Origin of the sequence: Allochromatium warmingii, assembly GCF_900107145.1 — a bacterium.
In the GTDB taxonomy this organism is placed as follows: Bacteria; Pseudomonadota; Gammaproteobacteria; order Chromatiales; family Chromatiaceae; genus Thermochromatium; species Thermochromatium warmingii.
The window spans coordinates 1-21,900 of record NZ_FNOW01000010.1; the positions used below are offsets into that span (position 1 = coordinate 1).

Genomic DNA, 21,900 nt, shown 5'->3' on the forward strand with positions numbered 1-21,900 from the left:
ATGCTCGGTGCGTTTTTTATTGCGACCGATCCCGTGACCGCCTGCACCACTAAAATCGGTCAGTTGATCTTTGGGGCCAGCATCGGCGTTCTGGTCTACATCATTCGCTCCTGGGGCGGCTATCCCGATGCGGTGGCATTTGCGGTCTTGTTGCTGAACATCGCTGCCCCGACCATTGATTACTACACTCAACCGCGTGTCTTTGGACATGGGAGACGGCGCACATGATCGCCAAAACGCAATCAATTCTGCTCTCCGGTGCCGTGCTTGGCGCGTTTGCTATCGGCGGGGTCACGCTGGTGGCCGTCACACATGGCGCGGTCGATTCACGCATTGCTGATAATCAACGTCAAGCGATGCTCGATCAGCTCAACACGATTTTGCCCGCCGAGCGCATCACTAACGATCCGTTACAAGATAGCCTGCAAGTCAGCGCCAGCGATCTGCTCGGCGCAGATTCCACGCCGGTTTATCGCGCCCGACAGGATGCCGCGCCAGTCGCGCTGGTGCTCGAATCAGTGGTGCCGGATGGCTATGCCGGGCCGATTAAGCTGCTTGTTGCGGTGCTGCACGATGGCACCTTGGGCGGGGTGCGCGTGGTCTCGCATCATGAAACGCCTGGACTGGGCGATAAAATCGAGGTAGCAAAATCCGATTGGGTGCTCGACTTCACCGGCAAATCCTTGACTAATCCGCCGCTGGAAAAATGGGCGGTCAAACGCGATGGCGGTGAGTTCGATCAATTTACTGGCGCGACCATCACGCCGCGTTCCATCGTCAACGCGGTGCGCGATACGCTGCTGTATGTCCAGCAGCAAGGCGAGGCGCTCTATCAGCCATCGCCGACCGCTGCGACGACCTCGGGCACTGGAGCGGGCTGATGTCGGGAACACTGACCTATGCACGCATTGTCCGCGAGGGCGTGTGGAGTAACAATCAATCACTGGTGGCGCTGCTCGGCCTCTGTCCGCTGCTGGCCACCACCACCTCAGCGACTAACGGGCTAGGCATGGGACTGGCCACGCTTGTGGTGATCGTCTGTTCAAACGGCACGGTGTCACTGATTCGGCAGCTCGTGCGCCCCGAAATTCGGATTCCGGTGTTCGTACTGGTGATCGCCTCATTTGTAACGCTGGTCGAGTTGACGATGCAGGCGTTTTTCTTCGATCTGTATCAGGTGCTGGGGCTGTTTATTTCGCTGATTGTCGTCAACTGCATGATTATTGGCCGTGCCGAAGCCTTCGCCTCAAAACAACGGCTCGACCGGGCGCTCGTCGATGGGCTGGCAGTCGGGCTAGGCGCAACGCTGGTGCTGACCGCGCTTGGTGCGCTGCGCGAGTTCGTCGGTCAGGGCACGCTGTTTTATCAGGCTGATTTACTGTTGGGCGATTGGGCAAGGGTGCTGTCGCTGAGTTTGGGCACGGAGTTTCAGGGCGCATTGATCGCCATTCTGCCGCCCGGCGCGTTTATTGGCTTAGGGCTGCTGATCGCGCTGAAAAATCTGTTCGATCAACGCGCCAAAAAAGGTCGCGCTGCGGCACAGGCAGCGGCACGCACGGCTGATCTGACCGCCGCTTGAGCCGACCCCGCAGCACGCCACCACCCGCACCAATACCCACGCCGACCGCCCCGCCAGCGCGGGGCGGTGAGGCGACGAACGGCGCAGGCGATAGCTCGGTTTATGTGTATCCTTGTGTGGATTTCCACAACTCGGATGTCTTGGATATGAGCCAGCACTGTCCGTCCCCGCCGCCGGTGTCGCCGCAACCTGTTGGACAGTTGCGCATCCTGTGGCGTCAGCTTGGTTTGCGCGAACATCTGGCGCTGGCGCTAATTGCTGTGGCATTGCTGCCAGTGCTGATTCTGTACGGCGCCCAACGCTATCAGCTCCAAGCCGATGCGCTCGAACAGACGCATCAGACGCTCAATCTGATTGCCGATGTCCAGCAGCGCCGCATCAATCTCGAACTGCGCCGCCTCGAAGACCTGACGCGCCTGATTGCCAGCCGCACCCAGATGCGCTTGAGTCTGGCCGCCTATGCGCAGGATCAAAACGCGACGCATCTGGAACTGATAACACGCATTCTCACTGATGCCAGCCAAGCACTGCCGGAGCTGCGCGGTATCTGGATTCGGGATCGCGCTGGGCACACGCTCACGCAGGTGGTCACTGCTGGCACCTCGGCACAGGCGCTCGATGCGGCGCAGATTCCCAGCCCCGATGCCGCGCCGATCCTATTGCGCCGCCTCACCACCCAACAGCCGGAACTTTGGCTCAACGGACAGCTCACGCTCAACGAAGCCGTTATCGGCAGTGTGCATCTGCTGGTGCGTCTGGAAAACATTCACGCCCTGCTGGAAGATTTCGACCATCAGTATCCGGGCGGCGAAACGGTGCTGCTGCTATGCAACAGTGCCGCCGCGCCCTTTGCGTGGAGTGCGCGGTCTGGCATCTGGCTACTGCGCACCGCCCCGAACACGCAACTGAATGCGCTGCTTAAACACATGGCATGCGACCCTGTGCCCGCCGCGTTTGTGGACACGCCAGCACCGCACACAGATGCGGCAACGCTGATTCACACCGCCCGCGCCCTCACGCTCGATGGAGCGCAGATTCTCGTCTACACCACCGCCCGCCAGATGACACAGCGGGCGCGGCAGCAGCGCACGCTGCTCGTTTATGTCACGGTGAGTCTACTGCTGCTGGCGCTCGGAGCCGCGATGCTACTGGCGCGGGCCATCGGTAATCCGATCCATAGCCTGACCGAAGGGATGCGCGGCCTGAGTCAGGGCGACTATCACACGCGCATCCGCGAACAGGGTTGGGGCGAACTGTGGCGCTTAACCCATGCTTTTAACGAAACAGCGCAGGCGCTACAACAGGCGATTCAGGCACGACTGCGCTCAGAACGCGAGCTGGTGACGCTGGCTAATACCGACGCGCTGACTGGATTAAGCAATCGCCGTCATTTTATTGAGCGCCTGACGCAGCATCTTGAATACACGCGCCATGCAAACGACAGCGGCGCGTTAATTTATCTCGATCTCGATGGTTTTAAGCCGGTCAATGACCAATACGGCCATGATGCTGGTGATGCGGTTTTGCGCATTGTTGCCGAACGCTTGCGGCGCGTGGTGCGCGAGCAAGATCAGGTCGGGCGATTAGGTGGCGATGAATTTGCGATTCTAGTGGCGCGATTAGATCGCGGATTTGAGCCGGAATCCGTCGCAAAACGGCTGCATGAAACACTGAATCAGCCGATGACGATTCAAGGACATGCGGTGCATGTTGGCTGTAGTTTGGGGATGGTGCATATTACACCTGACAGTCATCCGTCGCAGTTACTCAAAGCAGCGGATGCGGCGATGTATCAGGTGAAAGCCGGAAAAGCGCGGCGCGAAGCATGAATCACAGTCACGTAGCCGGAAATGTTGGGTTGTGTGCCGGTTGGATTGGTGATTGAACATCATTCTGGCGTTTGGCACACAACCTACATGGCTGAAAGCTCCCAACTAACAACATTCATCCTCAATTTGATCGAGCACTGCTAATCCATCCTGATGCCCGTGCTGTTCAAATAGCTCGCGGATATAATTCACCTGACTACCGACAAAAAATAATTCATCCTGCCCCATTTGCGCAATTTCATCGAGCTTACGCGCAAAATAGTCTGTCCAAGCTGCAGGCGCATGTGTTGGCAGAGCGAGGCAATCACGAATATAACGCACCACGCGCTGTGCTTGCTCATCGCATTCAATGCCTTCAAAAGTAATATAACGGTCGGTTTTTGCAGCCACCTGAGACACTGTTTTTTTGACCTCATTGTCAGAGTTGCGACACACCCACTGCGCCGCACTGATCGGCGACAGCGGGTGTTTTAAATACAACGTGGCCGTTGGCGCTCAACACGCGCATCGCACCACGCTTGACCGCTCAGGCTTAAGCAAAAATAACGCCATTATGGAACACGCGCCACCGGGCGCATTTCTTTATCGCACACACCGCCAACACTCACCTCGCGCCGCGTACCGGATTCCTGACAAGTTTCGCCGCGATCTTGAATACGGCAGTGCAATTCAACCGGATCACCGTCATAAAGCCAATTCGGGACTTTGCGATAGCGTCCGGTTCCAGCCGACCGACAGCCGCTCGGAATCCCATAAGGCGGACAGGCTGCCGGTGGTTTGAGTGATACTTTTCGCGCATCGACTAAAAATCCCGAATAACGATCTTCAATGCGCACGACATCACGATCGGGTTCAGCCGTCACGCGAAAAAGCTTAAAGGCATAGCCGCTTCCCGATTTGCTGCCAACTTCAATGCGCGTATTGGCAATTAAAGCAAAGTCATCGTCATTGCGGGCAATGGCGCCGCTCATGTATTCGACGCGATCATGATTGGGAAAACATTGGCCCATCGCCGGTGCATGATAATAATGACGAGTGCTGGTTAAATCGCTCAGGCTATTATCGGGAAAGACCGTTTTTAATCCAGCTTCACCGCCATATAAAATCTGTTCAGCATCGGCGACGCTTTGCGCATACATGGCTTGTAGTTTGGCATAGCGTTCTGTTTCAGCTAAATCTGAGCGCAAATAACAGGCCGTTAAACCGGAAATCTGCGTGAGATATTCGTCCCAGATATTATATTGCGCTGGTGCGGATGCCGCGCCCTGAAAATCTCCGGCAAAATTACAACCTTGACCGCGTTGACATTGCCCGATAGCGCGATTACGAATCGAAAGTGCAATCACATTGCGCTCGCAGGCTCCATAAGCATTACAGCCACGACCTAAATGCCCTTCATAAATCGCCGTGCGCAACACATAATCGAGATGTTTAGCGCGTGCGAGCGTAGCAGTCGTGCCTAAATCACTGCGGCGGGCGCTAAATGTCTCCCAAGCCTGCGCTAAAGCTTGACGGCGGCGGGTGAGCGTTTGATTGACAGCGGCGCATTCATCGGAATGATGAAATTCACGCACAATGCGATCTAATTCACTGTTGCCACTGCTGGCCATTTGGCGATCACTCGGGCGCGGCGGATCAAAAAACGGCGCTTTTTCCAGCGCATAGAGTTCGCGCACATTGATAACGTGGCGCACGCTGGCTGGACAATGATGATTGCGCACCATCAATTCTTGACGTTTGGCGACGGCGCGTTTGAAAACCTCGGTGGCATCGGCGGTAGCGGTACGTGGATCGACGACGACTTCAAAGCCGACATAGGGTGTTCCGGCACTGTCAGTCAGCGGCTCGCCAGCGCGGAGCACGAGACAGGGAATCAGCGAGGTGCCCTGCACTAGCGTTCCAGCGCGTCCAGCGCTGGTGCCGGCGGTGGCGAAACGGTCGGCGTCGTAGTAGGGCACCTCCATCGGGCCGTTGAATTTGTACACGGTCATCACGGGGGTTGCTGGAATCGCGGCCAGCAAATTGCATGACATCAGCAGCGCCAGGGCGCTAAACCAAATACGCATGAGTGGGAACCTATCGAATGTGGATGTGGAGGGATGGGGGGATTCTAGGCGAGCTGACGGCAGAATGGGCGGTTAGCTTCCAGCCGCCTGCTACCAGCAAAACGTTTGCAGGGCGCGGCCTTCAAACTTGAGAACTGCGTTACAATATGCCGTAATGCGCCCCCCGATTTGCGACCGTTGCGAGGCTTCCCATCATGTCAGCAATGCGCCTGTTTTTGCTTAGTGTTCTGTTGCTCGCCTCTGGTCTCACGCTGGCCGCTGACACGCGCCTACAACGTGTGCTTACAGCGCAGACTTTGCGTGTGTGCATTTGGCCCGATTATTACGGCATTTCATTTCGCAATCCCAAAACGCTGCAACTCAGCGGCCTGGATGTCGATTTAGCACACGAATTGGCACGCGATCTCGGCGTCAGCGTGGAGTTTGTCGATAGTTCCTTTGCGACACTCATCGACGATGTGTTGAGCGACCGCTGTGACCTCGCGATGTTTGCCATCGGCATTACGCCGGCGCGTCAAGCACAGTTGCATTTCACGGCGCCGCATCTGGCCAGCGATATTTACGCGATCACCACTCAGACCAATCGACGCATCCGCGATTGGTCAGACATCGATCAACCCGACACTGTGGTCGCGGTTGCCAAAGGCACACTCCACGAGCCGATCATGCGCGAAAAACTCCAGCAGGCTGAACTGCGCGTGCTCGATACGCCGCACGCTCGTGAACAAGAAGTGCAATCGGGTCGCGCTGATGTGTTCATCACCGATTATCCCTACAGTCGGCGGATGCTCGATCATCACGACTGGGCGCGGCTGGTGGCACCGCAGACGCGCTATCACGTCATGCCCTATGGCTGGGCGCTGGCTCCGGGCGATGACAGTCTGCACACACGGGTTGAAACTTTTATCAGCGCGATCAAAGCCGATGGGCGGCTGCTGACAGCAGCGCGGCGGCATGGTCTCGATAGCATCGTTGCGCCCTAGCTGCGCACACAGCCGATGCGGACTGGCGAGATGCAACGCCGCGGCCTGCTGTTGGCCGCACTCATTTTGTTGGCAAGCGGCTGGCTGGCCGCGTTTGGGGTCACGCTCTGGCGGTTGCATGATAAGGCGGTGAGCGATGGCTTTGCGGCGGCGCGGATGTATGCCCGCCATTTTGAAGATTCGCTGACTAAAACTTTGCAAGTGATTGATTTGAGCGTCGGCAATCTGCCGTCGCGTGTCACGCTGGATGATCCAGAGGCGATCACCGCGCATCTACACAGTCTGCTACGGCCCTCGCCGTTTTTGCGCTCGCTCTCTATTCTCAGGCTCGACGGGCAGGTGCTGGCCAGTTCCGATGCCCGCAATCGCGGATTAACCATTGATTTAGCGGGGTTTTATCCGGCCACTGCGCTCGGCGGTACCTCGCCGCGTTTGGGTCAACCCTGGATCGGGCGCGAGCTGGTGAATGCGCGTCCCAGCAGCGGCGCACCACTGCCGCTGCGTGCGTCCACGCTGCTGCCGTTTTTGCGCCGCTTCACCTTCGCCGGGCAGAGCTATTGGTGGCTGGTGGCACTCAATCCCGATGATTTTATTCAGCATTTTGCGCAACTGTTGCCGCCCGAACAGGGGCGGGTGCAACTGCTGCGCTATGACGGATTATTGTTGCTGTCGTCCAGCCCCGAAGACATCCCAGGGCGTCGCGATCAAGCGGGCGCGGTCGCGGCGCAGTTGGCGCAACATGAACTCGGTGAACTCGCGCAGACCTTGCCGGATGCCCGCCGCGTACTGACTGCCTATCGCACGTCGAGCCAGTATCCGGCGGTGATTGCCGTGCATCTGGATCGCAATTATCTCCAGCAACAATGGCTGACCGAAGTGTTGCGGCTGTCGATGATCGTCGTGCCGATCCTGATTGCGCTGTCGGTGACGATTCTGCATCTCTGGTTGCGCCGTCAACGTCTCGAACAACAGCGGGCGGAACTGGAGCGGCAGCGGCAGTTAGTCTCCAGCGTATTTGAAGCCAGCAGCGATGCGATCATGCTCACCACGCCGACGGGGGACATTCTCTCGACCAATCCAGCATTTGAGCGCATCACCGGCTACAGCGATGCCGAAGCGCGGGGCCGCAATCCGCGCTGTTTAGCTTCGGGTCTACATAGCCAGACGTTTTATCGCGATCTATGGGATGCGGTGATTAACCAGGGGCATTGGCGCGGCGAGATCATCAATCAGCGGCGCAGCGGCGAACTGTACACCGGACTCTTGACTATCGACGCGGTGCGTGATGAGCGCGGTCAGGTGCAACATTATGTTGGCGTGACCTCGGATATTACCGAGCGCAAACAGCATGAAGCCGAATTGCTTGCCGCAAAAGAACGCGCCGAAACCGCAGCGCGGGCCAAAACGACCTTTTTGTCCACCATGAGCCACGAACTGCGCACACCGATGCATGGCATTTTGGGCATGACCGAACTGTTGCTCGAATCCGATCTCAGCGAGCGCCAGCGCCGTCAGCTCGATACCGTCAAACGCTCGGCAAGCAATTTGTTAGCGATTCTCGCCGATATTCTCGATTACACGCGATTAGATGCGGAAGAGGTGCCGCTTCAGCCCGTGATCTTTGATCCGCTGCAACGGCTAGAGCAGATTGCCGCGTCATTTCGTGCTCAAGCAGAAAATAAGGGCTTGCATCTGAGCGTTGCGCCGCCCGCTGCGCCAATCGGTCTTATCACCGCCGATGCCCAAGCGATCCAGCACATTCTCAACAAATTGGTCGCCAATGCCATCAAATTCACGCATGAAGGCGAGATTGAGTTGCGCGTGGCGTTGGACACAGATGGGGCACAGTCAGGGACACTGTGGGTTGAAGTGCGCGATACCGGCATCGGCATCGACAGCACGCTGCACGAAGCGATTTTTGAGCCGTTTATCCAAGCCGACGGCTCGCACACGCGCCGCTATGGTGGCACCGGCTTAGGCTTGACGATTGCGCGTCGTTTAGCTGAAGCCTTAGGCGGTCAATTAACGGTAGACAGCGCACCTGAGCAGGGGAGTTGTTTTCGGTTAGCGGTGCCGGTGCAGCGGGGGCGTGCGCCGACACAGACGCTGGTTGCTGGTAGCTGAACGCTGGCGGCTGGCTCACCCCACCCGCGCCAAAACCACCGCTGGTTCGGCGGCCACCGTTGCCGGAGACAAGGATTCGGGATAAGCATCCGTCCAGCGCACCAACTCTAATCGTCCGTCGTGATGCTCAACCAGCGCGGTGCAACTTTCGACCCAATCACCGCAATTACAGTAGGTGACATCGCTCAGTTGGCGCATTTCGGCATGATGAATATGACCGCAAATCATGCCATCAAGCTGGCGCTGCCGCGCTTCACTCGCCACTGCGTGTTCATAATTGCCGATATAGCTCACCGCATCTTTGACGCGCTGTTTGAGATAGCCCGCCAATGACCAATATTTCAGGCCAAATAACGCCCGAATCCGACTAATCAGCCCATTGAGCGCCAATAATTGATCGTAAGCGTGCGAACCGAGCCGCGCTAACCACAGACTGTGCTGCACCACACCATCGAATTTATCGCCGTGTAGCACCAAAAACCGCCGTCCATCCGCCGTTGTGTGGATGACTTCATCACACACCCGCACATCGCCGAATTGCACATCGAGATGCTCGCGGAACAGCGCATCATGATTGCCCGGAATATAGATCACCTCAGTGCCAGTCCGCGCCTTTTCCAGCAGCGCCCGCACCACCTGATTATGTGCGTCCGGCCAATAGAGACCGCCCTTCATCGCCCACAGATCGACGATATCACCGACCAGATAGAGCTGTTTACACTGGGTTGCGTGCAGAAAATCCAGCAGAAACCGCGCCTGACAGCCGCGAAACCCCAGATGCACGTCCGAGATGAAAATGCTGCGATATTTCAGTGGATGCAGGCGCGTGATGTCAGACATAGCGTGTCCAGCCTCAGATGAAACCATTGGCCGCTATGCTCGCCAACATTCGTGACTAGCCGATTGAGGCTTAGTGAAGATGCGGTTAAATCCACGCCTCCCGATCTATATATACTAGCGACTTTGCCCGCAAGGGCGTTTGTTGACGCAATTTGGAGTATGACGATGGCGCACGGCGCAATCAAAAAAGTAGTGTTGGCCTATTCGGGCGGATTGGATACCTCGGTGATCCTCAAATGGCTACAAATAGAGTACGGCTGCGAGGTGGTGACCTTCACCGCCGACATCGGTCAGGGTGAAGAACTCGAGCCAGCACGGACAAAAGCGCAAGCTGCTGGTGTGCAAGAAATTTATATTGACGATCTGCGCGAAGAATTTGTCAGTGATTTCGTTTTTCCGATGTTTCGCGCTAATACGCTCTATGAAGGCGAATATTTACTTGGCACCTCAATTGCCCGCCCGCTGATTGCCAAGCGGTTAATTGAAATAGCTGCCGAAACTGGTGCCGATGCGATTGCGCACGGAGCAACAGGTAAGGGTAACGATCAGGTGCGGTTTGAATTAACCGCCTATGCGCTCAATCCTGAGATTAAAATTATCGCTCCGTGGCGGGAATGGGATTTGCTCTCGCGTGAAAAGCTGATGGCCTATGCTGAACAACATGGCATTGCAGTCGAAATGAAACGCGACGGCACCAAATCGCCCTATTCAATGGATGCCAACCTGCTCCATATTTCCTACGAAGGCTATGATTTAGAAGATCCTTGGGTCGAGCCAGGATCGGATATGTGGCGTTGGTCAGTGGCACCGGAACAGGCACCCGATCAGGCAACGACTATTGAAATTGGCTTCGAGCAAGGTGATCCGGTCGCCATCAACGGCCAGCGTTTCAGTCCAGCGGCTTTGCTTGCAGAACTCAATCGCATCGGCGGTGCAAATGGCATTGGTCGCGCTGATCTTGTCGAAAATCGTTATGTCGGCATGAAATCGCGTGGCTGCTATGAAACCCCCGGCGGTACCATTCTGCTCAAAGCGCATCGGGCGATGGAATCACTCACGCTTGACCGCGAAGCCGCACATTTAAAAGATGAACTCATGCCGCGTTATGCCAGCTTGGTTTATAACGGCTATTGGTTCACCCCTGAACGCAACATGCTGCAAGTGGCGATTGATGAGACGCAGAAAGTTGTTAACGGCGAGGTGCGATTGCGGCTCTATAAAGGCAATGTAATGGTGGTGGGCCGTAAATCAGCAAGCAATAGCTTATTTGATGCCGCGATTGCGACCTTTGAAGAAGATGCGGGCGCGTATAATCAAGCTGATGCAACGGGCTTTATTCGCCTGAATGCACTGCGGTTACGTGTTGCCGGACGTCAGCGGGGTTAATGATATTTAAACCGCACAGGCGCAAAGAACTCAAAGTCTTTTTAAGTATTTTTAAAAAATCTTTGCGCTCTTTGCGCCTTTGCGGTTCACAATTATTTTTGCTTCACAATTCTATAAAACCCTCACACACCCGAGACCCTCATTCAATGCACTTTGATCTGCTTAAACGCGACGGCCTTGCCCGCCGTGGTCGCCTTACTTTTGCACGCGGCACCGTTGAAACTCCAGCTTTTATGCCAGTTGGCACCTATGGCACTGTCAAAACCATGACGCCGGAAGAATTATTAACAGTTGGCGCTGAAATTATCCTCGGCAATACCTTCCATTTAATGCTCCGCCCCGGCACTGAGGTGATTCGTCGTCTCGGTGATTTGCACGGCTTTATGCACTGGGAAAAACCGATTCTCACTGATTCTGGTGGATTTCAAGTCTTTAGCCTCGGTGAATTGCGAAAAATCACTGAAGAGGGCGTTAAATTTAAATCGCCGATTGATGGCAGTCCGGTTTTTCTCAGTCCCGAAATTGCCATGCAGGTGCAGCGTGAATTGGGGTCAGATATTGTGATGATCTTCGATGAATGCACGCCCTATCCGGCCAGCGAAGAACAGGCGCGGCATTCGATGGAATTATCTTTACGCTGGGCTGCTCGTTCACGAGCAGCGCATGATGATAATCCGGCGGCGCTATTTGGAATTGTGCAGGGCGGAATGCACGAACGTCCGCGTGCTGATTCTCTTGCGGGATTGATGCAAATTGGTTTTGATGGCTACGCGATTGGTGGGCTATCAGTCGGTGAGCCGGAAGCAGATCGGTTGCGCGTGCTGGATTTTCTTGCTGATAAAATGCCAGCAGATCATCCACGCTATTTGATGGGCGTTGGCACACCTGAAGATATTGTTGCAGCGGTTGAGCGCGGTATTGATATGTTTGATTGTGTAATGCCAACCCGGAATGCGCGGAACGGTCATTTATTTACGCATCAGGGCGTGGTGCGTATTCGCAATGCCGTGCATCGCGCAGATGAAAACCCGCTCGATCCGCTTTGTGATTGCTATACCTGTCAGCATTACAGCCGCGCTTATTTACATCATCTTGATCGCTGTAAAGAAATTCTCGGTGCGCGGTTAGCAACAATTCATAATTTGCATTATTACCAAACGCTGATGCGTGGTTTACGCGAGTCGATTGCAGCGGGTCAACTAGCAGCCTTTGTCGCAGAATTTAAGCAGCGGCGTCAAATAATTGAATGTGCCTAAGTAGGTTCGGCAGAATCACGATGCTTTAGACGGCGGCTCAATATCAGAGCGATAATCAAACAAATCCGCCAAGCCTTCTAATTCTTCTTGAGCGTGTTTATCTTTAATCTCTTCAGGACTTAGCGCACGCGCAGCAGGCGGATTTGGTTTAATCGGCGCAGGTGTTGATGTTTGTGTTGGTACTGATTTAACCTCCTGCTGTTCTTCCTGTGCTAAGGCTTCAAGCATCGCATCAATATCACTACGCTCAGAATTTTCAGCTTCAAAAGACTCTAAATCAGCATCAGCGGGTATTGCTTGTTCAGCACCTGCTGCAACCGGATTCGATGTGTCTTGTATAGCAGGAGCAGGCGGTGTAGATAAAACAGGTGCTGCCGGTGCGTGTTCTTGTTCGCCGTGCTTAAACGCCGCTGTATATTCATCCATTAACCGTTCGAGTGTTTCTTTAGTGCTGGCTAATTCCAGTGCCAGCCGATCTTTTTCATGCTCTAAACCGGATACTTCATCGGCGCTCATCATGCCGTAGGGCGTCATTTCCGACCAAGGTTTAATCACCTTTGCCAATTCAATCGGCAGTTGCTTCAGCTTAGAGCTATCGCGCTTGAGATATAAATTCAGCATGACATTATAAAATGCCCGCTCACGTCCGATATATTCATCGACTTTCGCTGTGAGTTCATCGCCTTCGATATGATAAGTATGCTCAAAAAGCTGAGTCAGTGCATCACGATGCGAAATTTCATCGGCATCTAATTGACGAATCACCGCTTTAGCTTTCGTCGTCTCATCAAACTCTTGATTGCGTTGGCGCTTGAGCATCCAGAATAAAATGCCCCACGCTAAGATCGCAAACTCGCCGACTAAAATCAGCGCCGCAATATACAATGAGCTACTCACGAGCGCGATGTCCTCTTGCCGGAGCCAGCCGAATTAGCAGCAGTTTTAGCGATCACATCCTGAGCAGCAGGCCGCGCACGCTGCACCATCAGCCACCAGGTTAAACCCAGCGCCACCCCTAATAGCGCATTCCCCCCGAGTAAATACAGTGCGAGCCAGCCCCATGATAGCGGCGCTTCTGGCGTTGCTGATGGCTCAGGTGGTGCATCAAATTCAAAATTCACATTGCAGGGTTCGGGTTGAATTTCGAGCATGTCACCACTAAGTCGATTCGCAATAAAATGACTGGTAACGGTATAATCACCCGGACGCTGAATTGGAATTTTAATTAACAGCGGAAAGCGTTTACCTTTCGGCAATTCGACTACTTCACTCCAACCATTCGGGCCGCGAGCGAGTAAATAGCCCGATACGCTGAGCGTATCCAGGACATCTTGATCGGCAGCGAGTCGCAACAAAATCGCGGCAAAGGGCACAATATCACTTGGTAATTGCTGCTCATAGGTAATCGTCAGCGGTTTATCTTTTATTTTAAGCCGTTGAGTTAATTGACGCTGAAAAGTCCCGCCATCGATCACTAAATCCAGACGATAGACGCCCGGAATAAGCGTTTGTGTTTGCAAGGTAGCCGCAAAACGATTAGTTGCTGGATTAAATGACATCGCGAGCTGAGTGGGAGCTAAACGCGGTGCAGGCGGTTGTTCACCTTCTTCAACCTGCACTGGCGCAGCGGCATTAGCTGGTAATTCAAACTCAGGCGTAAGCGTACAGGTGGCATTGAGTAATTGTAATAAATCTGTGCGTGTAATTGGCTGCCCATGTTCAGTCAACCAACTTTCGAGCGCGACGGTTTCGCCGGGCATTACGGCATTGGGTACGGGCGCGGCTTCAATATTAAGCGCGGTGACAATGACGACGCGATTATCTGGATCTTCAACACCAAGAATCCGCCATTGCCCAGGCTTCGGATTGGCTAATGTTACTAAATCATAGCTGAGTTCAGCGCGCCATTTGACATCTGGTAGCGGCTGATCGGCGCGAATCCGCTCGCCGGTCGGTGTAATGAGTTCAGTTTTACCGCCTTGAGCGCGAAAGGCAAGCAACGTAAATTCGCGAACTTGTTCATCAATAGTAAATTGATTGCCAGCAATCGGCACAGTCGTCGGCGGGGCGCTTTCTTCGAGCATTCGCAAAAACAGGCGCTGTAATGAATCCGCATCCTGCGCAATTTCTAACCAGCCATCAGTTTCTTTCGCTAATTGCCGCATCAATGGCTCGTCGATTTGATTCGATAAGCCAATTGTATGTACCTTGACGCCCTGCGTTTTAAGTGCTGTGATTTGTTCAGATAAAATCCGTTCGCGTGAGGCGGCGCTTTCAGTAGCATCCTTTGAAATATCAACCAAACCATCGGTCAAAATAATTAAATGCCGTTCACCAGCGGCGGGCGCTTGCGTCCAATCAGCCGTTGCAGCACGAATGGCACCTTCAATATCGGTAAAGCGTCCGCGTGAATGAATCCGTGCTAACCGGTCGCGCAACCGCTTTTTCCAATCCGCGTCAACTATTGCTGGTGTCGCTAAAATTTCTTGTTGTTCAGCAAAGAGCCAAACGCCCGCACTGGTGCCGAGTGGAATTAATTCATTAACAATTTGTAATGCTGGTGCGCGTAAATTCTGCGGATCATTTTGGCGCATACTGCCGGAGACATCGATCAATAAGCGCACATCTGCTGGCGCAGCAAATGCAGTGAACGGCATGATTAACGCACCGGATAGCAGTAACCATTGCCAGAGACAGAAGGCGCGTATTAGGGCAACCACAGCTCGAAACAACCTCCGCTGAGTTGATGCGCGTTGTGCAGTTGAATGCGACCGCTGTGTTCACCGTGACGATGTAATTGCGCAATACGGGCGGCAAAATACAATCCTAATTGGGTATGCGTGGCGTCGCTCTTTTCGCGTAGGGCGCTAGGTCGATAATCGCGGAGTGTCGTTAAATAGTCAGGAAACCCAGGGCCGTCATCCTCAACGCGCAACACTAAATACTCAGCTTGACATTCAGCATTGAGCTGAATTTGACGACGTGCATAACGGCGGGCATTGCCGATGGTGCTATCTAAGACACTGCGGATCAATTCAGTATCGAAATAGCCTTCGAGGTCAGGATCACAGACGGCGAGCACTTCAAGATTTAGCGAACGACACACTGAAAGATTTTCGGCAATGAGTTCATTAAAAAACTCACTGACGTTATTGTCACTGATGCGCACTGATAACTGTTGCTGCCCTAATTTATAGAGTGTCAGCAATTGAATCAGACTGCCATTAGCACGACGCACTTCATGCTGTAAAACATTGGCTTGACTGGGATTAGCGATGCGATTGTCGGGATTGGCAATCAAATCATCGAGATTGGTTAAAATCAGTCCGAGCGAATTTTTTATATCATGGACTGATGAGGCGAGAATGTCGGAAAAATCAAGGCTATCCATCGCTTTTTAGCCCTGTCAAAAGTTTACGTAATCGTTTATTTAAATCGGCTAGTCGCCAATCATCTGGCGCTAATCGTTGAATGCGCTCAACATAATGATGCACGGTTTGCACGTCCTCTCGATTGATGCCGCGATGTTCCATATACATAAGCATCGCCATCGCTGCATTGAGATTGATGGTTTTGTTGCCCGGCATCTGTTCCGCCGCTTGACTCAAGAGCTTGATTGCGGCGTCAAACTGTCCTTGTTTAATCAAATGCACGCCTTCATTATTAGTTTTAATTAAGGCTTGCTGAATGGTGCGAATTTCGGTTTCGGCATCATATTTGAGATCCGATTCCTGACACAGGGTTATAATTTGCGCCAAGATTGCTTCATCGTCGTGATTGTTGGCAATCGCTTGCTGCAAAATCGGTGCAGCTTTATCACCCTGCCCGAGTTCAACATAGGTTTTTGCTAATTCGAGCGCGTAATCCGAGGCGTGCGCGGTTTCATTTAATCCAGCAAGCGCCTGTTCAGCAAGCGCGAGTGCGGCGGCGGCGCCTTCGTGATCGCCCTGATTGGCTTTAACCAGCGCATTAGCACTGGCGGCATAAAAGGTTGCTTCGGGTTGATCGGGGAAGGATTTGCGAATATCGCGAGTGACTTTTAAGGCTTCATCATGTTTGCCATTGACCGATTTGCTTTTGGCAAGTCCGGCAAAGATAGCGGGATGATTGAGCACCGAATGCTTGGCTAAGCCGACCGCTTGCGTATAGGCATGTTCGGCGACATCGCTATGACCATTGTTTAATGCTAAATCGGCGAGGGTGTGTTGACGCGGTATATTGCGTGGTGAAATCCGAATTGCTTCGCGCAAGGTGTTTTCGGCGGCGTCAAATTGACGTTGCGCAGTTTGACTTTTAGCGAGCCAATCATAGGCGCTGATAAACGTTGGGTCTTGAGCGATGAGCTGTTTAAAAATGGTTTCGGCTTGATCGAATTGTTTGCGCAAAAATGCGATCTTGCCTAAGCTAAAAACAGCCCAGGGCATTTCGCGCACAGCCAGCACCTGTTTTAAGGTGGCTTCGGCTTCATCGAGCAGATTGGTGTCGATGCAGATTTCGCTTTTGATTTTGAGCAATTCGCCCAGATTGCGCGGTTTATTGGCAATCAGGGCATTGATTTCACGCAATGCGCCGGGCTTATCTTTAGCAACTAAGGCTTTATTGACGGCTGCTAAATCCGCTTTACGTTCAAAGAGTTTCAGCAGTCGGGCTTCGAGCAATTCTTTGGTAAAGGGTTTAGATACATAGCTATCGGGTGCATATTCAACTGCGCCCATCACCATACCGCGTGCGTTTTCGGCGGTAATCATGACAAAGATGACATCAACACCGATCAAGTGTCGCAATCGTGCTTCTTCAAGCACTTGTTGACCATCTTTTCCAGGGCCAAGATTGTAATCACAGAGAATGACATCAAAGCGTTTTTGCTTCATTTTTTGAATGGCATCGAGGCCATCGCGTGCTTGCTCGACTTGGGTACTGCCGAGTGCAACCAGCATCGCTTTGATCGCCGAGCGCATTTCGCCCATATCATCGACGACCAAAAAGCTTTTTGGGGCAAATAGTGGGTTGGTCATAAATAAAGACTACTCGCGCTCAAGCGGGCCAGATGATTCGCGGGCAATGGCGCGATGTCCAATATCACGGCGATAAAACACGCCTGGCCAGTGAATCGTATCGGCAGTTTGATAGGCTAAACGCTGGGCATCGGCGACGCGCTCGCCGAGGGCGGTGACGCAGAGCACGCGCCCGCCCTGAGTCAGGGTGGTGTCGCCGACACGCTGCGTTCCAGCTTGAAAGACTTTAACGGCAGGTGGCGTGGGATTTTCCAGTCCACTGATGACAGCACCAGTTGCATAGTCATCGGGATAGCCGCCAGCGGCCAGAACGACGCCGAGTGCCGGACGTGGATCCCAGTCGGCCTGTGTCTGGTCGAGCTGTCCGGCGAGCGCGGCGAGGCAGAGTTCGACCAGATCCGATTGCAGGCGCATCAGCAGCGGTTGAGTTTCGGGATCGCCGAGGCGACAGTTGAACTCTAAGACGTTGGGTGTGCCGTCGGCGGCGATCATTAATCCGGCATAGAGAAAGCCGAGATAGGGCACACCTTCAGCGGCGAGTCCGGCGACGGTCGGTTCCATCACTTCGCGCATGATGCGGTCGTGAATCTCGGGGGTGACGATGGGCGCGGGGGAATAGGCACCCATGCCGCCAGTATTCGGCCCCTGATCGCCGTCATCACGCGCTTTATGATCCTGCGAGGAGGCCAGTGGCAGGATGTGCCGACCGGCGACCATCGCAATAAAACTGGCTTCTTCGCCGCTGAGAAATTCCTCGATCACCACCCGTGCGCCCGCTTGACCGAAGCGCCCGCCGTCGAGCATCTCGCGCACGGCGGTTTCCGCTGTGGCGAGATCGGCAGCAAGCACGACGCCTTTACCAGCGGCGAGGCCATCGGCTTTGACCACAACCGGCGCACCAAGCTGCTGTAAATAGGCCAGCGCCGGTGCCAGTTCCGTGAACACGCCATACGCTGCGGTCGGGATGCCGTGCCGCTGGAGAAAATCTTTGGCAAAGGCTTTCGAGCCTTCCAACTGTGCGGCCGCTTGACAGGGGCCAAAGCACAGGATGCCAGCGTCTGCAAGCGCATCAGCCAAGCCCAACACCAGCGGCGCTTCGGGGCCGATGATGGTCAGGCCAATCGCTTCACGCTGCGCGAATGCGACCAATCCGGCGATGTCCGTGACCGCAAGCGGGATATTCTCTACACCCGATTCAGTGGCGGTGCCGCCATTGCCCGGAGCAACGAAAACGCGCTCGGCGTGCGGCGATTGGGCGACTTTCCACGCCAAGGCGTGCTCACGGCCGCCACTGCCTACAATCAATATCTTCATAATAAAAAAGCTTTTAATGCTCAGAAGTTAGGTTGAACGCGACATCGCGATACAGCTCGGCTAACGCAAGTTCGATGTCCCAATGATTTAGGGTGATGACGCTATGCCATCCCGTTGATTCCGTGAGCGTCCAGAGCGGTGCGTGACCCTGACGGCTAAACAGTTCGGCGTGCGGGCGCGTTTGATCGAGCAACAGATAATCGGTCAGTTCGGGAATGGTGCGATAGTGCTCAAACTTCAGACCGCGATCATAAGATTCGGTAGACGCCGACAGCACTTCAACGATGAGCTGCGGCGCTTCGACATAGCGCGGCGTGCGGCGTCCGGCTTCGCACAGCACCATCAGGTCGGGATAGCAGAATTTATCCAGCGCCGCGAGATGTAGCTTCATATCGGAGCCATAGACGCGGCATGGGCGTCCGCGCAGCGCCAGACTCAGCGTGCCGAGCGTATTGGCCGCAATCAATGCGTGACTCTCACTGCCGCCGGCCATCGCAAACACGTCGCCGGCGAGATATTCGTAACGCCAGTCGTCGGCTTGCTCTAATTGAAAATAGGCCGCGTGGGTGAGCGGCGCATTCCGATCTGGAGCGGCGGCAGACATGATGCGGTTCTCCAAACGCGCCTTAGTGCCGGAAATGGCGCATTCCGGTAAAGACCATCGCCAAGCCGTGCTCATTGGCAGCAGCAATCACCTCTTCATCACGCATCGACCCACCCGGCTGAATCACCGCCGTGATCCCCGCAGCGGCGGCTTGGTCGATACCATCGCGGAACGGGAAAAAGGCATCGGAGGCCATCACCGATCCGGCGACGGTTAAACCGGCGTGTTCGGCTTTGATCGCGGCGATACGCGCTGAGTTGACGCGGCTCATCTGTCCGGCACCGACGCCGATGGTCATGCACTCGCGGCCATACACAATGGCATTGGATTTCACGAACTTCGCCACGCACCACATAAACAGCAGGTCGGTCAATTCGGCATCAGTTGGCTGGCGCGTGGTGACGGTGCGCAGCGTATCGGTCAGGCGCAAATCGGCCTCTTGCACCAATAAACCGCCGTGAACGCGCTTGAAGTCCAGTCGGGCACTTGGTTCGCTGTTCCAGTCACCGCATTCGAGTAATCGCACATTTGGCTTGGCGGCGACCACAGCGCGGGCATTAGCGGCGACACGCGGCGCAATAATCACCTCGACAAACTGCCGCTCGACAATCGCACGGGCGGTGTCGGCATCGAGTTCACGGTTAAACGCGATGATGCCGCCGAAAGCGGATTCAGGATCGGTCTGATAGGCGCGATTATAGGCATCGAGCAGGGTTGACCCGAACGCGACACCGCAGGGATTGGCGTGTTTGACGATGACACAGGCTGGCGCTTGGTCAAACTGTTTCACGCATTCGAGCGCAGCATCAGTGTCGGCGATGTTGTTATAAGACAGGGCTTTACCCTGAAGCTGAGTCGCGGTCGAGATACCGGCTTCTGTGACCTGATGCTCGACATAAAACGCCGCCTGTTGATGCGGATTTTCGCCATAGCGCATCGACTGCTGGCGCTTAAATTGCAGCGTCAGCGTGCGCGGGAAGTTGGTTTCAGCTCCGGCTTCGGCTTCGGTTTCAGCCTCAGCGCGGCTGGAAAGATAATTAGCAATCGCGCCATCATAACGGGCGGTGTGCTCAAACACCTTCGCCGCCAGATCAAAGCGCGTCGCGGCACTCACGCCGCCGCTGGCTTGGAGTTCCTCGGCGACGCGCTCGTAATCGGCAGCATCGACGATGACGGTGACGCTGGCGTGATTCTTCGCTGCTGCACGGAGCAAGGTCGGGCCGCCGATGTCGATGTTTTCAATCGCTGTGCCCAGATCGCAATTCGGATCAGCGACCGTCTGCTCGAACGGATACAGATTGACTACGACCAGATCAATCGGCGCAATGCCATGCTCGGCCATGATCGCGTCATCCAGACCGCGCCGACCGAGAATGCCGCCGTGAATGCGCGGATGCAGGGTTTTTACGCGCCCGTCCATCATCTCTGGAAAGCCGGTGTGATCGGAGACCTCGATCACGGTCAAGCCGTTGTCGGCAAGCAGGCGGGCGGTGCCGCCGGTTGAGAGAATCTCAACGCCCTGCGCTGCGAGCACGCGCACGAAGTCGAGTAGGCCGGTTTTGTCAGAGACGCTAATCAGAGCACGTTGAATAGGTTGCATCGGGTCGTCCAGGGTTCTCGTAAGCAGATGGATGTGCGAATGCTGCAAATATACTGAAACTGTGGTCGATGGTGGCGGGATTCGTTGCGCAGATACCCATCACGCGATGGCTTGGGCGCGATTGTCCCATTGAGCAATCGCCCACTGCCCTTGACCGGAAGACACTCCGAGTTCAATCGCACGGATCGCAGCGGTCATTGCGGCGATCTCAACCTGCGTGCGCAATCGTTCGAGCAGCAGCGGGGCGAGTTCTTCGATAGTGACATTCCGAATCGGCAACAACAACACATCGCGTTCAAGAAACGGAATGCGCTCATCCGCAAAATGCGCCAGCACCAGCCCGTCTTGACGCTCAATGCGCAGATAGGGCGATTCCAGCGGCAACAACACGCGCTCATCGAGCGCATCGCAGAGCACTTTAAGCGCACGCTTCAGGATCACATAATCGAAGGTCAGCCCGCCGTCCCCCACCTGCGCAGTGACTGCACAGCGCACACGGAAATTATGACCGTGCAGATTCTCGCGCTCCGTAGCCGAGAACAGGGTGAAATGGCCGGAGCTGAAATTGAGATAGTCTTTGCTGATCTCGATACGGGTCAGGATCGCGTCGGCCACAAGCGTCTCCATGAGGTGTTAATCCTAAAACAGTGTGACCTGTGCGGCGGGTGTGTCAAGCCATCGCCAACCGCGCCGCGAAACGGATCGAGACTTGACTTGAAATCACCTTAATCTTGCGCCCGCTTTCGGCTACACTCGCACACATGGCTAAGCATACAAAAACAGCATCTAACGGCGGTGCGACCATCGCCCTCAACAAAAAAGCCGGGCACGATTATTTCATCGAGCAACGGCTTGAGTGCGGACTGGTGCTCGAAGGTTGGGAGGTCAAGAGCTTGCGTGCCGGACGTGTCCAGCTCAAAGAAAGCTATGTCAAGATTCTTCACGCCGAGGGGTTTCTCATCGGGGCGCATATTTCGGCGCTGGCGACCGCTTCGACCCATATCAGCCCTGACCCGACACGCAGCCGCAAGCTGTTACTGAAGCGTTCGGAGCTGAATCGACTGATTGGCCTGACTGAACGCGCCGGTTACACGCTGATTCCGACCGCGCTGTATTGGAAACGCGGACGCGCCAAGCTGGAGATCGGTCTCGCAAAGGGTAAGAAACAGCATGATAAACGTGCCACCGAGCGCGACCGCGACTGGCAGCGCGAAAAAGAGCGGATTTTTAAGACGGGTTGAAACAGGTGTTGCTTTTTCCTGTTGCTCTGGAACCAAAGCTTCTCTATATTGACCAACAAATCA

General features: G+C 54.8%; 20 protein-coding genes. 9 read left to right on the top strand and 11 right to left on the bottom strand.

Annotated elements, in window-relative coordinates; translation table 11 throughout:
- The 4 genes from BLW10_RS04600 to BLW10_RS04615 form a co-directional block, all read left to right on the top strand.
- The coding region (locus tag BLW10_RS04600; RefSeq protein ID WP_177168981.1) for an RnfABCDGE type electron transport complex subunit D at nt 1–228 on the top strand (228 nt) is incomplete at its 5' end.
- Complete coding sequence (rsxG, locus tag BLW10_RS04605; RefSeq protein ID WP_091332629.1) at nt 225–881, top strand: electron transport complex subunit RsxG; 657 nt, start codon at nt 225–227, stop codon at nt 879–881. The genes BLW10_RS04600 and rsxG, both read left to right, overlap by 4 nt.
- Complete coding sequence (locus tag BLW10_RS04610; RefSeq protein WP_091332630.1) at nt 881–1,579, top strand: electron transport complex subunit E; 699 nt, start codon at nt 881–883, stop codon at nt 1,577–1,579. Before rsxG ends, BLW10_RS04610 begins: the two co-directional genes overlap by 1 nt.
- Nucleotides 1,576–3,408, top strand: a complete 1,833-nt coding sequence (locus tag BLW10_RS04615) for a GGDEF domain-containing protein (protein ID WP_143117005.1) — start codon at nt 1,576–1,578, stop codon at nt 3,406–3,408. Before BLW10_RS04610 ends, BLW10_RS04615 begins: the two co-directional genes overlap by 4 nt.
- Before the next feature lie 105 nt (nt 3,409–3,513).
- On the opposite strand, the gene cowN is transcribed toward BLW10_RS04615, so the two are convergent.
- Both cowN and BLW10_RS04625 read right to left on the bottom strand, forming a co-directional pair.
- Complete coding sequence (gene cowN, locus BLW10_RS04620; RefSeq protein ID WP_245709094.1) at nt 3,514–3,798, bottom strand: N(2)-fixation sustaining protein CowN; 285 nt, start codon at nt 3,796–3,798, stop codon at nt 3,514–3,516.
- A 161-nt stretch (nt 3,799–3,959) separates the two neighbouring features.
- Complete coding sequence (locus BLW10_RS04625) at nt 3,960–5,474, bottom strand: hypothetical protein (RefSeq protein ID WP_091332632.1); 1,515 nt, start codon at nt 5,472–5,474, stop codon at nt 3,960–3,962.
- A gap of 194 nt (nt 5,475–5,668) precedes the next feature.
- On the opposite strand from BLW10_RS04625, the gene BLW10_RS04630 reads away from it, so the two are divergent.
- Nucleotides 5,669–6,457 carry an ABC transporter substrate-binding protein gene (locus BLW10_RS04630; protein WP_245709096.1) on the top strand — a complete coding sequence of 263 codons (789 nt, stop codon included), beginning with the start codon at nt 5,669–5,671 and terminating at the stop codon, nt 6,455–6,457.
- A 30-nt stretch (nt 6,458–6,487) separates the two neighbouring features.
- Nucleotides 6,488–8,581 (top strand): PAS domain-containing sensor histidine kinase, encoded by a 2,094-nt coding sequence (locus BLW10_RS04635; protein ID WP_177168982.1) that lies wholly within the window; start codon nt 6,488–6,490, stop codon nt 8,579–8,581.
- Nucleotides 8,582–8,596: 15 nt separating this feature from the next.
- On the opposite strand, the gene BLW10_RS04640 is transcribed toward BLW10_RS04635, so the two are convergent.
- Nucleotides 8,597–9,421 (bottom strand): UDP-2,3-diacylglucosamine diphosphatase, encoded by an 825-nt coding sequence (locus BLW10_RS04640; protein ID WP_091332635.1) that lies wholly within the window; start codon nt 9,419–9,421, stop codon nt 8,597–8,599.
- A 165-nt stretch (nt 9,422–9,586) separates the two neighbouring features.
- Here BLW10_RS04640 and BLW10_RS04645 point away from each other — a divergent pair, with 165 nt between their 5' ends.
- Both BLW10_RS04645 and tgt read left to right on the top strand, forming a co-directional pair.
- Complete coding sequence (locus BLW10_RS04645) at nt 9,587–10,807, top strand: argininosuccinate synthase (RefSeq protein WP_091332709.1); 1,221 nt, start codon at nt 9,587–9,589, stop codon at nt 10,805–10,807.
- A 146-nt stretch (nt 10,808–10,953) separates the two neighbouring features.
- Nucleotides 10,954–12,063, top strand: coding sequence for a tRNA guanosine(34) transglycosylase Tgt (tgt, locus tag BLW10_RS04650; RefSeq protein WP_091332636.1), 1,110 nt, complete (start codon nt 10,954–10,956; stop codon nt 12,061–12,063).
- Nucleotides 12,064–12,078: 15 nt separating this feature from the next.
- Here the strand turns inward: tgt and BLW10_RS04655 are convergent, their stop codons facing one another.
- The 8 genes from BLW10_RS04655 to BLW10_RS04690 form a co-directional block, all read right to left on the bottom strand.
- Complete coding sequence (locus BLW10_RS04655) at nt 12,079–12,960, bottom strand: hypothetical protein (RefSeq protein ID WP_091332637.1); 882 nt, start codon at nt 12,958–12,960, stop codon at nt 12,079–12,081.
- The gene (locus BLW10_RS04660) at nt 12,957–14,720 is read right to left on the bottom strand and encodes a vWA domain-containing protein (RefSeq protein ID WP_091332638.1); all 1,764 of its coding nucleotides are present in this window, start codon (nt 14,718–14,720) and stop codon (nt 12,957–12,959) included. The genes BLW10_RS04655 and BLW10_RS04660 overlap by 4 nt, the downstream gene beginning before the upstream one ends.
- Nucleotides 14,721–14,770: 50 nt before the next feature.
- Nucleotides 14,771–15,454: a sensor histidine kinase gene (locus BLW10_RS04665; RefSeq protein WP_091332639.1), complete on the bottom strand. Its 684-nt coding sequence runs from the start codon at nt 15,452–15,454 to the stop codon at nt 14,771–14,773.
- A complete protein-coding gene (locus tag BLW10_RS04670) occupies nt 15,447–17,078 on the bottom strand; it encodes a tetratricopeptide repeat-containing response regulator (RefSeq protein ID WP_091332640.1) in 1,632 nt (543 codons plus the stop codon). Before BLW10_RS04670 ends, BLW10_RS04665 begins: the two co-directional genes overlap by 8 nt.
- A gap of 9 nt (nt 17,079–17,087) precedes the next feature.
- Nucleotides 17,088–18,392: a phosphoribosylamine--glycine ligase gene (purD, locus tag BLW10_RS04675; protein WP_091332641.1), complete on the bottom strand. Its 1,305-nt coding sequence runs from the start codon at nt 18,390–18,392 to the stop codon at nt 17,088–17,090.
- Nucleotides 18,393–18,405: 13 nt separating this feature from the next.
- A complete protein-coding gene (locus BLW10_RS04680) occupies nt 18,406–18,996 on the bottom strand; it encodes a Uma2 family endonuclease (RefSeq protein ID WP_177168983.1) in 591 nt (196 codons plus the stop codon).
- 22 nt (nt 18,997–19,018) lie between these two features.
- Nucleotides 19,019–20,596, bottom strand: coding sequence for a bifunctional phosphoribosylaminoimidazolecarboxamide formyltransferase/IMP cyclohydrolase (purH, locus tag BLW10_RS04685; protein WP_091332643.1), 1,578 nt, complete (start codon nt 20,594–20,596; stop codon nt 19,019–19,021).
- A 99-nt stretch (nt 20,597–20,695) separates the two neighbouring features.
- Entirely contained in the window at nt 20,696–21,223 is a 528-nt protein-coding gene (locus BLW10_RS04690; protein ID WP_091332644.1) for a 6-pyruvoyl trahydropterin synthase family protein, read from the bottom strand.
- Nucleotides 21,224–21,357: 134 nt separating this feature from the next.
- On the opposite strand from BLW10_RS04690, the gene smpB reads away from it, so the two are divergent.
- Nucleotides 21,358–21,837: an SsrA-binding protein SmpB gene (gene smpB, locus BLW10_RS04695; RefSeq protein ID WP_091332645.1), complete on the top strand. Its 480-nt coding sequence runs from the start codon at nt 21,358–21,360 to the stop codon at nt 21,835–21,837.
- Nucleotides 21,838–21,900: the final 63 nt, after the last annotated feature.